At 65.5% G+C, this 14,125-nt stretch carries 11 protein-coding genes and 1 tRNA gene; 6 read left to right on the forward strand and 6 right to left on the reverse strand.

The window, feature by feature from the left end; genetic code table 11:
* Positions 1-139 precede the first annotated feature (139 nt).
* From L2I41_RS03640 to L2I41_RS03650, 3 genes are read left to right on the forward strand one after another with little or no spacing between them, the layout of a single operon-like run.
* Positions 140-1,294 carry an ABC transporter ATP-binding protein gene (locus tag L2I41_RS03640; RefSeq protein ID WP_237152150.1) on the forward strand — a complete coding sequence of 385 codons (1,155 nt, stop codon included), beginning with the start codon at positions 140-142 and terminating at the stop codon, positions 1,292-1,294.
* 12 nt (positions 1,295-1,306) lie between these two features.
* Entirely contained in the window at positions 1,307-2,212 is a 906-nt protein-coding gene (locus L2I41_RS03645; protein WP_237152151.1) for an ABC transporter permease subunit, read from the forward strand.
* A 7-nt stretch (positions 2,213-2,219) separates the two neighbouring features.
* A complete protein-coding gene (locus L2I41_RS03650) occupies positions 2,220-3,041 on the forward strand; it encodes an ABC transporter permease (RefSeq protein WP_237152152.1) in 822 nt (273 codons plus the stop codon).
* Positions 3,042-3,139: 98 nt separating this feature from the next.
* Here the strand turns inward: L2I41_RS03650 and L2I41_RS03655 are convergent, their stop codons facing one another.
* The 6 genes from L2I41_RS03655 to L2I41_RS03680 all read right to left on the reverse strand — a co-directional run bounded on the left by L2I41_RS03655 (position 3,140) and on the right by L2I41_RS03680 (position 12,064).
* Positions 3,140-3,382, reverse strand: a complete 243-nt coding sequence (locus L2I41_RS03655) for a DUF6460 domain-containing protein (protein WP_237152153.1) — start codon at positions 3,380-3,382, stop codon at positions 3,140-3,142.
* Between the two features lie 124 nt (positions 3,383-3,506).
* Complete coding sequence (locus L2I41_RS03660; protein WP_237152154.1) at positions 3,507-3,860, reverse strand: (2Fe-2S)-binding protein; 354 nt, start codon at positions 3,858-3,860, stop codon at positions 3,507-3,509.
* A 134-nt stretch (positions 3,861-3,994) separates the two neighbouring features.
* Positions 3,995-5,701, reverse strand: coding sequence for an ABC transporter permease (locus L2I41_RS03665; RefSeq protein WP_237152155.1), 1,707 nt, complete (start codon positions 5,699-5,701; stop codon positions 3,995-3,997).
* Positions 5,702-5,779: 78 nt separating this feature from the next.
* Entirely contained in the window at positions 5,780-6,814 is a 1,035-nt protein-coding gene (locus L2I41_RS03670; protein WP_237152156.1) for a Fe(3+) ABC transporter substrate-binding protein, read from the reverse strand.
* A gap of 257 nt (positions 6,815-7,071) precedes the next feature.
* Positions 7,072-7,485 carry a GFA family protein gene (locus tag L2I41_RS03675; protein WP_237152157.1) on the reverse strand — a complete coding sequence of 138 codons (414 nt, stop codon included), beginning with the start codon at positions 7,483-7,485 and terminating at the stop codon, positions 7,072-7,074.
* 193 nt (positions 7,486-7,678) lie between these two features.
* Positions 7,679-12,064 carry a PAS domain-containing sensor histidine kinase gene (locus L2I41_RS03680; RefSeq protein WP_237152158.1) on the reverse strand — a complete coding sequence of 1,462 codons (4,386 nt, stop codon included), beginning with the start codon at positions 12,062-12,064 and terminating at the stop codon, positions 7,679-7,681.
* Positions 12,065-12,368: 304 nt separating this feature from the next.
* On the opposite strand from L2I41_RS03680, the gene L2I41_RS03685 reads away from it, so the two are divergent.
* From L2I41_RS03685 to L2I41_RS03695, 3 genes are all read left to right on the forward strand, one after another.
* Positions 12,369-12,764: a phasin family protein gene (locus L2I41_RS03685; protein WP_237152159.1), complete on the forward strand. Its 396-nt coding sequence runs from the start codon at positions 12,369-12,371 to the stop codon at positions 12,762-12,764.
* 282 nt (positions 12,765-13,046) lie between these two features.
* A complete protein-coding gene (locus L2I41_RS03690; protein ID WP_237152160.1) occupies positions 13,047-13,553 on the forward strand; it encodes a phasin in 507 nt (168 codons plus the stop codon).
* 390 nt (positions 13,554-13,943) lie between these two features.
* A tRNA-His gene (locus tag L2I41_RS03695) sits at positions 13,944-14,020 on the forward strand.
* The last annotated feature ends 105 nt before the right edge of the window (positions 14,021-14,125 follow it).

The raw sequence follows: 14,125 nt of genomic DNA on the forward strand, positions 1-14,125 counted from the left end.
GCCTGACAGGACTTTGCCCTGACCGCGCACCGAGGAGCCATCTTTCGCGGGCCCTGTGACGCCGGACCGGAGAGCCTTGCTTGGGCCCTCGACCGCGGACCAGACCCGGCACTTCAGATTTCATCAATTGAGGTAGGCGATGAATAAAGCGGTGGGCCCGATCAAGCGCAAGTTTGCTCCCTGGGATGATCCGGCGGGGGTTCCCTTCATCCGCTTCGAGAATGTCACCAAGCGTTTTGGTGACTTCGTCGCCGTCGACAACCTGACGCTGGACATCTACGAGCGCGAGTTCTTCTCGCTGCTCGGGCCGTCGGGCTGCGGCAAGACCACGCTGATGCGCATGCTCGCGGGTTTCGAAAACCCGACCGAGGGGCGCATCCTCCTGGACGGCAAGGACCTTGCGGGCATTCCGCCCTACAAGCGCCCCGTCAACATGATGTTCCAGTCCTACGCCCTGTTCCCGCACATGACGGTGGAGGCCAACATCGCCTTCGGCCTCAAGCAGGACGGCATGGAGAGCGACCAGATCAACACGCGCGTCGCGGAGATGCTGCGCCTGGTCAAGCTCGAGAAATTCGCCAAGCGCAAGCCGCACCAGCTTTCCGGCGGTCAGCGCCAGCGCGTGGCGCTCGCCCGTTCCGTGGCCAAGCGGCCCAAGGTGCTGCTCCTCGACGAACCGCTCGGCGCCCTCGACAAGAAGCTGCGCGAGGAAACCCAGTTCGAGCTGATGGACCTGCAGATCGAGCTCGGCATGACCTTCCTGATCGTGACGCACGACCAGGAAGAGGCCATGACCGTGTCCGACCGCATCGCCGTCATGAACCACGGCGTCATCGCCCAGATCGGCACGCCGGCCGAGATCTACGAGCTGCCGGCCACGCGCTACGTGGCCGACTTCATCGGTGACATCAACCTGATCGAGGGCAAGGTGTCCGCCGTCAGCGGCACCCAGCTGTCGCTGACCTCCGAGGGCATCGGCGGCGTCATCGATGCCGAAGCCGCCGAGGGTGGTGACGCGACCGTCGGCCTGGACGCCTGCTTTGCCATCCGTCCGGAGAAGGTGCGCATCTCCCGCGAGGCCCCGCCGGCCGGCAGCCACAATGTGCTGGAAGGCGAGGTCTGGGACATCGGCTATCTCGGCGATATCTCCGTCTACCGCGTCAAGCTCGCCAACGGCACCATCGTCAAGGCGACCGTGGCCAACATGACGCGCATCGTCGAACGCCCGATCACCTGGGAAGACAAGGTCTATCTGACCTGGCCGCGCGACGCCGGCATCATCCTGACCAAGTGAGGAGGACGCCCGATGGCAGACACCAAGGATCCCACCGGCTCCTCCAAGGCGAAATGGCTCGTGGTAGCCGTTCCCTATCTGTGGAGCGCGATCTTCTTCCTGGCGCCCTTCTTCATCATCGTGAAGATCTCGCTGTCGCAGACGGCGATCGCCATGCCGCCCTACATGCCGCAGTTCAAGGACCTGGCGACGGCCTGGGACGCGGTCAGGCAATTCTCCCTCGACAACTACGTTTTCCTGACCGAGGACCCGCTCTATATCGCCGCCTATCTCTCCAGCCTCCGGATCGCCCTGATCTCGACGCTGCTGTTGCTGGCGGTCGGCTATCCGATCGCCTATGGCATGGCGCGCGCGCCCAAGGGGGTGCGCAACGTGCTGGTGATGCTGGTGATACTGCCCTTCTGGACCTCCTTCCTGATCCGCGTCTACGCCTGGATCGGCATCCTGAAGCCGGAAGGCCTGCTCACCATGCTGCTGCAGGCCCTGCATATCTTCGGGCCGGACCAGCAGCTGAAGATCTTCAACACCGAGACGGCGGTGTTCATCGGCATCGTCTACTCCTATCTGCCCTTCATGGTGCTGCCGCTCTATGCGGCGCTCGAGAAGATGGACCACACGCTGCTGGAAGCGGCCGCCGACCTCGGCTGTCCGCCGCTGCAGGCCTTCTGGAAGATCACCTTCCCGCTGTCGCTGCCCGGCGTGGTGGCCGGTTGCTTCCTCTGCTTCATCCCCATCGTGGGCGAGTTCGTGATCCCCGACCTGCTCGGCGGTTCCGGCACGCTGATGATCGGCAAGACGCTGTGGGCGGAGTTCTTCAACAACCGCGACTGGCCGGTCTCCTCGGCCGTGGCGGTGGTGCTCCTCATCATCCTGGTGGTCCCGATCGTGATCTTCCAGAATCAGCAGAAGAAGTTGTGAGGCGCCGATGAACAAGAATCTGACCTGGTTCAACGTCACCGCACTGGTTCTGGGATTTGCCTTCCTCTACATCCCGATCCTGATCCTGGTGATCTATTCCTTCAACGAATCCAAGCTCGTCACCGTCTGGGGCGGCTTCTCGACGAAATGGTATGCGTCGCTCGCCAACAACCAGTCGATCCTGGATGCCGCCTGGGTGACCATCCGCGTCGGCCTGTTGTCGGCGTCGCTGGCCACCGTGCTCGGCACCATGGCAGCCCTGACGCTCGACCGCTTCAAGAAGTTCCACGGTCGCGCGCTGTTCTCGGGCATGGTCTACGCCCCGCTGGTCATGCCCGAGGTGATCACCGGCCTGTCGCTGCTGCTGCTCTTCGTCGCCATCGGCTTCGACCGTGGCTTCTGGACCGTGACCATCGCCCACACGACGCTGACCATGTGCTTCGTGGCCGTGGTCGTGCAGTCGCGCCTCGTCACCTTCGATCGCAGCCTGGAAGAGGCCGCGCTCGATCTCGGCTGCCCGCCGTTCAAGACCTTCTTCATCATCACCCTGCCGCTGATCTTGCCGGGTGTCGTCGCCGGCTGGATGCTGGCCTTCACCCTGTCGCTGGACGACCTGGTGATCGCCAGCTTCTCGACCGGTCCCGGCGCCACCACGCTGCCGATCAAGATCTACTCCATGGTGCGCCTCGGCGTGACGCCGGAGATCAACGCGGTCAGCTCCATCCTGATCGGCGTGATCGCCTTGGGCGTGGTTGCCGCCTCGATCGTGACGAACCGGGCGGAAAAGGAACGCGAACGCGCCGAGCGCGCCGCCTTCGCGCAAGGCTGAGCGAGAGCGGGTTCAAGGTACAAGATGACCGGAGGGCAGGGCGCCAAGCTCTGCCCTTTGCTTTTGGGACTGACGGAAATCCTGTGCGGTAGCGCTGTTCACGCCTTGGGCGGGCGGAACATGTAGGCGACCAGCCAGATCGGCACCAGCACCATGGAGCCGAGCATCATGTTCGGCAGCGCCCAGGCAAAGCCGCGCTGGAGCAGGGCCAGGGCGCTCTCCGGCGTCAATCCGAGCATGGCGAGGAGATCGTTGGGGCCAACGCGAAAGAAGCTCAGCACCACGCCGGTCAACAGCGAGGCGATGGCAAATCGCACAAGTCCCCAAAGAATATCGTACACGCTCGGCCCCAGCTGGTCCCAAGCCCCAGGAACCCGGCGTCAGGCAGAGGATATAGGCTCGTCAGGCCATCAAACGGCTGCGGATGCGCGGGCGGGCAAGGTTACAGACCGCCATTGAAGCGCATCATGATGAACAGCGGGTAAACTCGCCCAAGGGAACCACCTGTGCGGGACTTCCCTGCGCCGTGCAGGACGAGCGTTCGTCGCAGCTGCAGCCGCCGAGGACGGCCGGATCACTGTCGACGCCGGCGACGCGCTGATGGATCAGCTCGACCACCCGGCGGAAGCAGCCGCAGCAGCGGCCGCGCTTGCCGAGCTCGCGATAGACGAGACCGGGCGTGATCAGCTGCAGGCCGTTGTCGTTGAGCTTGTCGATGGCGCCGAGGATCTGGGTTTCCGTCAGCATGTTGCAGTGACAAACCATGCAGGCGCCTGGCTCGGCGAGCAAGTCAAAGGCGGGCGCGGGCGAGTGATGCAAGGAAACCTCCAGCCAGTCACGGCAGGCAACGGCAAAAAACTAGCATGCGTGTTGCCATGCGGCAATCGCAGTTGCGAAGCATTCGCATTCATCCCTATGGATAGGTAAAGTTTGACCGAAGTTCGACGGAGCCGTCAGGTGGCGGCGAGCTGCGCCGTCGCCTTGCTTGGCCGGCTTTGCTGGTCGCCGAAGCTCGAGCGGGCCAGCAGCACCACCGGCAACAGGCCGACGAGGACAATGGTGAGCGCGGCGATCGAGCCGTCCTCGTAGGTGCCGCGTGCCGCTTCGCCATAGACGGTGGTCGACAGCGTCTCGAAATTGAGCGGCCGCAGCAAGAGCGTGATCGACAGTTCCTTCATGCAGTCGACGAACACCAGCAGGCCCGCCGCGGCGACGGCGGGGCGCAACAGCGGCAGGTGGATGGCCCAGGCGATTCGGGCCGGCGGTGCGCCGAGCGAGCGGGCGGCCATGTCGAGCGACGGCGAGATCTTGGTGAGGCCCGCCTCGATGCCACCCGAGGAGACGCCGAGGAAGCGGATGACATAGCCGGTGATCAGCACGATGCCCGACTGCGACAGCACGAGGCCGACGCGTGCATCGGTGAGCCAGCGAATGCTGTCGGCAATCCAGTTGTCGAGCGTGGCGAAGGGCATCAGCATGCCCGCGGCGAGCACGGTGCCGGGGATGGCATAGCCGATGCCGCTGAGGCGCAAGAGGGCGGGCGCTGCCTTGCGCCGCACGAGGCGCGCCATATAGGCCATGAACAGGCCGACGAGGATGGCGATCAGCGTGGCGCCGCCGGCGGCCAGCATGGTGTTGGCGATCCAGCGGCCGAGCGCTGGCGGCAGGCCATGCGAGGCAAGGCGCTCCAGCGCGTGTACGAGCAGATAGCTCGCCGGGACGGCAAAGCCGATCAGCACCGGCAGGCTCGCCAGCGTGCAGGCGATGACAGCGCGAAGACCGGTCAGTCGCCGCGGCGTGACCGGGCGGCCACGGCCGCCGCGCGCCACGAAGCGCTGCCGCCGCCGGCCGAGCCGCTCGACGCCCACCAGCACCAGCACCATCAGCAGCATGACCAGCGCGATCTGCGAGGCGCCTTCGATCGACGAGCGCGTGACCCAGGTGGAATAGATGGCGACGGTGAGCGTCTTGACCCCGAGGAAGGAGGAGGCGCCGATGTCGTTGAGCGCTTCCATCAGCGCAAGGCTGGCGCCGACGGCGACGGCGGGACGGGCCAGCGGCAGCGCCACGCGCCAGAACACGGCGGGCCGCGACCGCCCGAGCGTGCGCGCCACCTCGAGCAGGACCGGCGACTGCATCATGAACAGCGCCCGCACCGGCAGGTAGACGTAAGGGTAGAGCACGAAGCCGAGCAGGGCGATGGCCCCGGGCAGCGAGCGGATCTCGGGGAAGGGCAGGCCGCGCGGGTCGGTGATGCCGAACAGGGCGCGCAACGTGCTCTGCACCGGGCCGACCGGATGCAGCACGTCGAGATAGGCATAGGCGACGATATAGGTGGGAATGGAGAGCGGCAGCAGCAGCGCCCATTCCAGCGTCGCCCGACCGGGGAAGCGATACATGGCGATCAGCCAGGCAAGGCCGACGCCGATCACCGAGATCAGCAGGCCGACGCCGAGAAGCAGGATCGCCGTGGTTTCCACCGCAGTGGGCAGCACCGAACGATAGAGATGCGGCCAGAGGTCACCCGAACCTCTGGCCGCGTAATAGGTGAGACCGCCGAGCGGCGCCAGAACCCCGGCCACTACCAGGGCGCCGGCAGTGAGCCAGAGCCTCTCGGTGAGATCGCGGCGGGAACGGCGTCGTGCGGCGGTGTCAGGCATTGTCCTACCAGTTCGCCAGGATGCGGACGCATCGGCTCATAGAGGGGTTTTCGAGGTCATTTTGAATGACACTCGGTATCAGTCGTCAAAGCCCGTGTCGTCGACCAGCAGGCTGGCGGCCTTGCGCTGCGCGGTGATCTCGGTGAGCGGGGTCGGGTCGATCTTGAGCGTGCCGAGGGCGGCGATGATCGGATCGGCGGCAACGCCGGCCTTCACGGGATATTCGAAGTTGCTCTTGGCATAGAGTTCCTGTGCCTCGTCCGAGGTGAGGAACTCCAGAAGCTTCACAGCCTCGGCCTTGTTGGGGGAGAACTTGGCGATCGCGGCGCCCGAGACGTTCACATGGCTGCCTTCGCCGTCCTTGAAGGTGGGCAGGACCACCTTGATGGCGGCGCCCCAGGCCTTCTGGTCCTCGCCGCCGGCGCCCGAGCGCATCAGGCCGACATAATAGGAGTTGCCCACGCCGATGTCGCAGATGCCGGCGAGAATGTCCTTGGCCACGTCGCGGTCGCCGCCGCCGGGCTTGCGGGCCAGATTGGCCTTCACGCCTTCGAGCCAGGCCTTGGCGGCATCTTCGCCGTCCTTGACGATCATCGCGGCGATCAGCGAGGTGTTGTAGGGATGCTGGCCCGAGCGGATGCAGACCTTGCCCTTCCACTTGGGATCGGCCAGTTCCTCATAGGTTGAGATGGCGCCGTCAGGCACGCGATCCTTGGACAGGTAGATGGTGCGGGCGCGCATGGAGAGCGCGTACCACATGTGCTGCGGATCGCGCAGCGCCGAGGGAACGGCAGCGTCCAGCGTGTCGGACTGGATCGGCTGGGTGAGGCCGCGATCCACAAGGTCGGTGAGGTTGCCGTAGTCGACCGTCATCAGGATGTCCGCCGGCGAATTCTCGCCTTCCGAGGCGACGCGCTCACCCAGACCTTCGTTCATGAAGATGGTGTTGATCGCAACACCGGTCTCCGCCGTGTAGCGGTCGAGCAACGGCTGGATCAGGCCGGGTTCGCGCGTGGTGTAGATGTTCACCTCGGCGGCAGTCGCGGCGGTGATGGCAAAAAGGCTGGAGGCAAGCGCGGCGACAACGCCGGCCCGGCGGAAGGTGAGGGTCATACTGATCTCCAGGAAACAGGGGTCAAGGCCCGGTTGCGAGTGGATAAAACCAGACTTACAGGCTCATGATTTCGTCTGTCAATCAGGAAAAGAACCTTCTCTTCAAGGGCTTGGGAGAAAATGTACTGGAATGGTTCCAATCTATGCCGCAAGTCCTTGCGGGCGTTGGAATTTCAACAGCGCCATTTCGAGCGATGCGCGCACGGCAACCCAGTGCCCCGGGATCGCGGTATCTGATAACCGCGCCGCAGACGGTGTCACGGGGCGCCGCCGGAGTATTCGGTCAGGTCCAGACCATGTCCATCGAGCGCGAAGCGGCTTTGAGTGAACTGTGCAAAAGTCGGCTGAAAGCGGGAGGGATCGTCGAGCGTGCCGGCGTAGATGGTGACGATGTCGGGGGCATGTCCGGGCAGGCCGAACAGCAGGCTGCCGCAGGCCGCGCAGAAGTTTCGCGTCGTGTCGACACCGCTGCCGCCCGCGCAGGTGAAGGAGCGGATCTCCCCCTTCACCCTGAAGCCGTCCTTCCGGAGCACGACAACCGGCATGCCCGCGGAGCCCGACGCCCGCTGGCAATCCCGGCAATGGCAGATGAGGCTGGCGAGCGGCGCCCCCTCTGCGGCATAGCAAACCGAGCCACACAGGCAGGCCCCGGTCCAGGTTTGATCACTCATGACGCCCCCTCAAGCGCTGAGGTCTCGAAAGCTGCGACCGCTCGGCCGCGAGGCCGGAACGGCCGTTATACCAATTCTGCCCAGGATGCTGACGCATCGGCTCATTGAAGACATTTCGAATGTCTCATCTGCATCAACGGCATGAGACATTCGGAAGCGGGATACCGAGAGTCATTTTCAATGACACTCGGTATTATTCCGCCAGCACGCGCGTCGAGGGGAAGGTGATCTGCACCAGTGTGCCCTGGCCCGGTGTCGAGTCGATGCGGAAGGCCGCCCGGTTGGCTTCGACCAGCGCCTTGGTCAGCGGCAGGCCGAGCCCGGTGCCCTGGCCGGTGCGGGTGGTCTGCAGCTGGCGGAAGGGTTCGAGCGCCTTCTCGATGTCGCCCTCGCTCATGCCATGGCCGGTGTCGCGCACGCGCAGAACCACCTCGCCGCTCTCCTCGTAGAGCGTGGAGACGATCACCTGACCGCCGGCCGTGTTGAACTTGACCGCATTGGACAGAAGGTTGAGCACGATCTGCCGCAGGCTGCGATTGTCGGCCACCACCGGCGGCAGCGAGGAGGACAGCGAAGTGCGGATGATGATCCGTTCGCGATTGGCCTGCGGCTGCATCAGCGCGGCGCACTCACGGATCACCTCGTTGAGCCCCACCGCCTCGAAGCTCAGTTCCAGCTTGCCCGCCTCGATCTTGGAGAGATCCAGAAGATCGTTGACCAGGCTCATGATGTGGCTGCCGGACATGTGGATGTCGCGCAGATATTCCTTGTATCGATCCGAGCCCACGGGGCCGAAGCGCTCTTCCATCATCACCTCGGAGAAGCCGATGATGGCATTGAGCGGCGTGCGGATCTCGTGGCTCATCTTGGCGAGGAAGTCCGACTTCTGCGAACTGGCGTTCTCCGCCGCCTTCTTGGCCGAGGTCAGCTCTTCTTCGGCACGCTTCCACTGGGTGATGTCACGCAGGACCGCACAGAACTTGGTGAGCGACACCCGGCCGATGGTCATGAACAGCGGCACCAGGCCACCGCTGACCACCTTGCCGATCACCTCGCGCCCATCGTTGAGCACGGACGACAGGCCATTGCGGCTGAGGCCGTCGAGATAGTCGAGCGCGCTGCGGTGGCTTTCGGGGGCCAGGAGGTCGACGAAGCTGAGGCCCACCATATGCGAGCGCTCAAGCCCGAACAGCGCTTCCGCCGAGCGGTTGGCGCCGATGACGATGCCCTTCTGGTCGAGCACCAGCACGCCGTCGGTGGCGGTGTCCAGAATGCCCTCGAGATCCTCGACGCGCTGCTCGGCAAGTTGCAGGCGCTCGCGGCTGGTGGTCTGGGCCGTCTCCTGCACCACCAGCATGGAGGCGACCGAAGCGCCGAAGGGGATGGAATGCAGACGCGCCGTGACCGGCACTTCCACACCATCCTTGCGGCGGATGGCCGGAATGGTGGATTCGCGCGGCAGGGCCGTGCCCTCGAACACCGAGGCAAAGCCGCCGGCGGCGTTCATCTCCTCAAGGTTCGCATAGGCGGCGAGATCGAGGAAGGCGCGGTTGGCATGGACGAAGTCGCCATGCTTGAGGATGGCCAGCGGCAGCGGCAGCTTGTCGATCAGCGTGAAGTCAAGCGTGGCCGCTGCATCCGGCTTGGCGACCGGGGCGGGCGTTGCCACCGGCTCGGGCTGGACCTGCGATGCCGGCTCGTTCGGACGCGTGAGGAGCGAGCGTGCCGGCGCTTCGGCCGGCGTGCCGCTGCGTCCGCCACGGGCCTCGAAGGCTTCCGACAGCGCCTCGGCGATGCGATCGAAGGCTTCGCGATCGGTCTTGGACAAGCGACCGGAGTCCTCGCGCGGAATCGGGCGGGGAACGATCGGCACGGGGATGACTTCCGCCGTGGTTTCCGTCTGGGCCGTCCAGTCGATATCCTGCTCGCGCGTCGCCGCCAGAGTCTCCTCGACGGTGATCAGGCGCTCGAGTTCGTCGAGATGTTCGGAAATGGTGCGCGTGCTGTCGTCGGGGCCGAGCATGGCGGCAGTGTCGTCGATCGGCGCGATGACGATGGGCTCGGCGGTGTCGACGGCAAAGGCGTCGTCGTTGCCGGCAGGCGGCAGCGGTTCATCGGCGAGGACCGGCTGGGCGTCTTCGACAGGCGCTGGCGGCAGCTCGGCCACCGCTGCGTCGTCGGCGGCCGCGACGGGTTCGTCGCCAAGGCGCACTTCGCCGTCGCCGGACGCCAGCGTGATGGCTTCTTCCACAGGAGTGGCGGCAACGACCGGCGCGGCCTCGACCGCTTCGGCGTCAATCGACGGGGCGACATCGGCGGGCGCGGCGAGGTCTTCAACCGGCGCCTCATCCTCTGCAACCGGTGCCGTCTCGGGGGCGACGGACGCAGCGTCGCCGAGGACGGCGGGCTCTTCCGGCAACAGGCCGGGCAGCGCTTCCGCCGGAGACGGATCCAGCGCGGCAAGGGCAGCCGGGGCGTCGTCCGCGATGACGACCGGCGCGACATCGACAGTCTCGCCGGCGTCCGGCGGAACTTCGGCAGACGGGGCCAGAGGCTCGATGACGGTCTCGACCGCAGCCACGCTTTCCGTGACCGGTGCGGCGAGAGGCAGGTCACTCTCCATGTCGGCGACGGGCGCGTCGGCGGGCGCCGCATCACTGACGAACTCCGCACCTTCCGGTACGGCCACATCGGCTGAGGTCTCGATCGGTTCTGCGACCGGACGCTCGTCGACCGGCGCGACATCGGCTTCCACGACGGCCGGGACTTCGGCGGCGGCAGGTTCAGGAGCCGGCTCGACGGCCGCCACCACTTCCGCAACCGCAACGGCGGCCAGAGCGGCGATCTCCGGCGCCGCCACAGGGGCAACGGTATCAGGTGCGGCCTCGACGAGGTTCGCGATGGGCGCGGTGACTGGCTCGGCTGCCGTCTCTTCCGGCTGGGCTTCCACCGTTTCGCTTGCCGGCACGGCGGCGGTGGCCACCAGCATCGGGGCGGTGAAGGCAGCGCCGGTCTTGATCACGCCGAAGCCGCGATAGCCGCTGAAGCGACGGTCCCGACCGAACACCGGCATGCCAGCTAGATCGATCGGCACGCGCATGTCCGCGTCCTGAACCGGCCAGTCAACGGTAAGGCCGGTGAAGGTGTCGCGCCGCTCCAGCGCCTGAGCCACGCGGTTGCGCGGATCGAGCGCGTAGCGGGTAGCGAGATCGGTCCAGGCCGTGCCGGCAAGATCGCCGGACAGCGGGCCGACGGTGGTGGCAAAATCGGCCGAGACGAAGGAGAAGGCGAGGCTGGAATCCAGCTCGAACACAAAACGCACCGGCCGGCCATGGTCCGGGAAGGCGAAGGTCGTGACGGCGGGCGCGGCCTCGATCTCGGCTGCAACCGGTTCGATGACGGCGTCTGACTGTGCGGTCTCAGCGTCTTCGGGAAGCGCCTCGGGGGCGGCGAAGGCGGGCGCTGCGTCCACGATCTCGGTGGCGCTCTCGACCGGAGAATGGATTTCAGGCGCGATGGCTTCCGGTACGACGGCTTCCGGCACGTCCGACGGTGCTTCAGCGCTGCCCTCCGACGGAAGCGCGGCGACGGTCTCCGCAATGCTCGCCTCGACGGGGGCGTCGGTCACTTCGGTCAGGGTGACTTCGGGCGCGACAAGCTCCGTCTCGGTCTGATCGGGGGCTGCGGCAACCGGCGCGGTCTCCAGATCCGCCTCGTCGGCGATCGGCTCCACCGGCGCTTCGATTGCGGCGGGCGCAAGGTCGGACGACGCGGCGGCTGTGTCCATTTCGGAGATTGCCGACGACACGGTGAGGCCCTCGGCCTGAGGCGCAGGTTCCACCGCTTCCGCCGCGGGGATTGCCGGGATGACGATCGGCGGGGCGTAGGTCACGTCCACGTCGTCGCTGACCGGCAGATCCGGCTCGGCGGTGAAGGCGATCGCGTCCTCGGGATGGGCTGTGACGGCCAGAACCTCGTCGCCGCTCGGCAGCAGGTCCTGCACCGGCTGCACCTCGGCAGGGGCGGTGGCAAGGGGGGCGACGACCGGGGCAACGGGCGCCGCGGGCAGCGTTACTACCGGGGCCGGTTCGACAGGCGTCGCGGGCAGCACAGCGACCGGGGCAGGTTCAATCGGGGTTGGCACCGCGGTGGCCGGCCTTGCCGCGCCGCAGAAGGCCGCATAGGCGGCAACGGGATCGCCGCTGATCTGGCCCGAGCCATCGGCCACCAGCAGCAGCACGGAGCGATTGGCACCGATCTGCAGCCGGCGCGCCTTGCAGACCACAGGCTTGGGCATCAAGCCGCGCGGCAGCGCAATGCGTTCGACGCGCTCGTCGCCCGACCCCAGACTGACGGCGAGGCTGGCAATGCGGCGTACGGCAGGGTGATCGGGCGCAAAGCGGCGCGCCAGCACTTCGGCGGGAGAGCGGAGGCTGAAATAGGCGGCACCGGCGGCATTGGTCCACAGGAGCGAGGTGCCGGAGCGGTCAAAGGCCAGAACGGGTCGCGCGTCTCCGATCAGCGCAGCGAAGGCCGGCTCGCTAGCTGCTGCGACAAACAGTTCCAGTTCATCGGCCATGCCGATCACTCCCACGTCCAAACTGCGATTGCCCGCCCTCCATTGCCACGACGAAATGGTCGGGCCAATTCTTGGTAAATTTGGCCAGAGGTCGGCATGTTCCGTCAAGGTTATGTTAATAGTATGGCAACGGCCCTGAGGCCATCCCGGATGTGCTGACAAGGCCGATCACTTGCAGATAACCTTAATGGCCCCGACAGAATTAAGTTTAATTGCGTCCCTCAACAAGTCGTGATGAACTGTCATCGTTCGGCAGGGGCGCCGATGCTGGTGCCTGCCACATCCCGGACGCGAGGAGACTGCCATGGTCGACAAATTCGTGCCGCCCGAAAGCGCCGCCCAGGCGGCGGACATGTTCAAGCAGGCAGCAACGCAGTCTGTCGACCAGGCCCGCAAGGCCTTTGACGAGGCGCTTGCCGCCACGCGCAAGACCTTGGGCGGCATCGAGGAAAACGCCTCCGAAGTGCAGGATCGCCTGCGTGAGGTGGCGCGCGACAGCGTCGACTTCGCCTCGCAGTCGGCAGAGGCTGCCTTCTCTCTCGTCGAAAGCCTCGCCCGGGCACGCAGCCCGGAAGACGCGCTGGCGCTGCAGAAGGCCTTCATCGAACAGCAGATGGAGCGGCTCGGCCGCCAGACCCGCCAGATCGGCGATCAGGCCGTCCGCACCATGCAGGGGCTGACCAAGCCGTTCGAGAGCTGAGCCTTTCCCCAGGGGACAACCGGTCGCGCCTGTGCATTTGTCGCATTGCAGCATTTATGTTGCAATGCAGCATAAACTCGTGTAGACAGGATCGCAGAAGATCGGAGCGGTGGCAGGTTTCTGCGTCCCCCTTCGATCCGGAAGCCGCCCCCAGAGGGTGCGGCGTCCATCCCCGGCTTCCTGGCGCTGTCCGTATTCGCCTCCAGCCGTTTGACCGACCAAGAAACAGGCATCGATCCATCCGCCTCGTGAGGCGCCGGGCGATGTCGCAGGAGGGATGCCATGACCGACGAAATCAAGACCACCACCACCGAAACCAAGGCCGCCCCGAAGGCCTCCCGCAAGCCCGCCGGCAAGGGCGAGACGATCGACGCCTTTGCGATCGGTGGCTTTGAAATGCCCGAGATGATCCGCGACGCCGCCGAGAAGTCGGCCAAGCAGGTCAAGGATGCCTATGACAAGCTGCGCACTGCGGCTGAAGAGGCTACCGACGTGATCGAAGAGCAGATCGCCACCACCCGCAGCGGCGTCAGCGCCCTGAACGGCAAGGTGCTCGAGAACGCCAAGGCCAATGTCGACGCCTCCTTCCAGTTCGTCCACGACGTTTTGTCGGTGAAGTCCTTCGCCGAGGTGATCGAGCTGCAGACGGCTTTCGCCCGCGCCCAGTTCGAAACCGCTTCCGCCCAGGTCAAGGAGTTCCACGAACTGGCCACCAAGGTGGCGACCGACACCTCCGCCCCGGTGAAGGACGCCTTCGAGAAGCTGTTCAAGGACTTCAAGGCCGCCTGACGCTGGTCGATCCCGAAGAATGACGTCATACCAATTTGCCAAGATGCTGACGCATCGGCTCATTGAAGATGTTTCGAATGTCTCATCTGCCTCCAGGGCATGAGACATTCGAAAGCGGGATACCGAGGTCATTTTCAATGACCCTCGGTATCAGGCCGCCCCGGGGCTCTCCCCGTCGGGCGGCTTTTGCTTGCGCGGCGCACCGTTCCCCGCACGACTGCATGGCAGCTCTCTGAGGCGAGGCGAGGTTGCCTGCTGCCGCAATGACGGCCCATCCCGCTGAATTTCCCAGAAAATTCAGCATTTTCCATCGATTTCACCCCGACCGCAAAAAATGCGCTCGGGGGGCTTGCATTGATGCGGCTATCGAACTAGGTTCCGCGCCGTTGTGCAGCTGTAGCTCAGTTGGCTAGAGCGTCGGATTGTGGCTCCGAAGGTCGCTGGTTCAAGCCCAGCCAGCTGTACCACTTCTTTCAATGACTTAGCTGAGTGTGATGCGGTGCTGCATAGGCGCCGGAGCTGGCTTTATACCAAGTTTATACCAACTGCGTTTGGCGGGCGGGCTGCACGGC

It is taken from the genome of Oryzibacter oryziterrae (genome assembly GCF_021864535.1).
In the GTDB taxonomy this organism is placed as follows: domain Bacteria; phylum Pseudomonadota; class Alphaproteobacteria; order Rhizobiales; family Pleomorphomonadaceae; genus Pleomorphomonas; species Pleomorphomonas oryziterrae.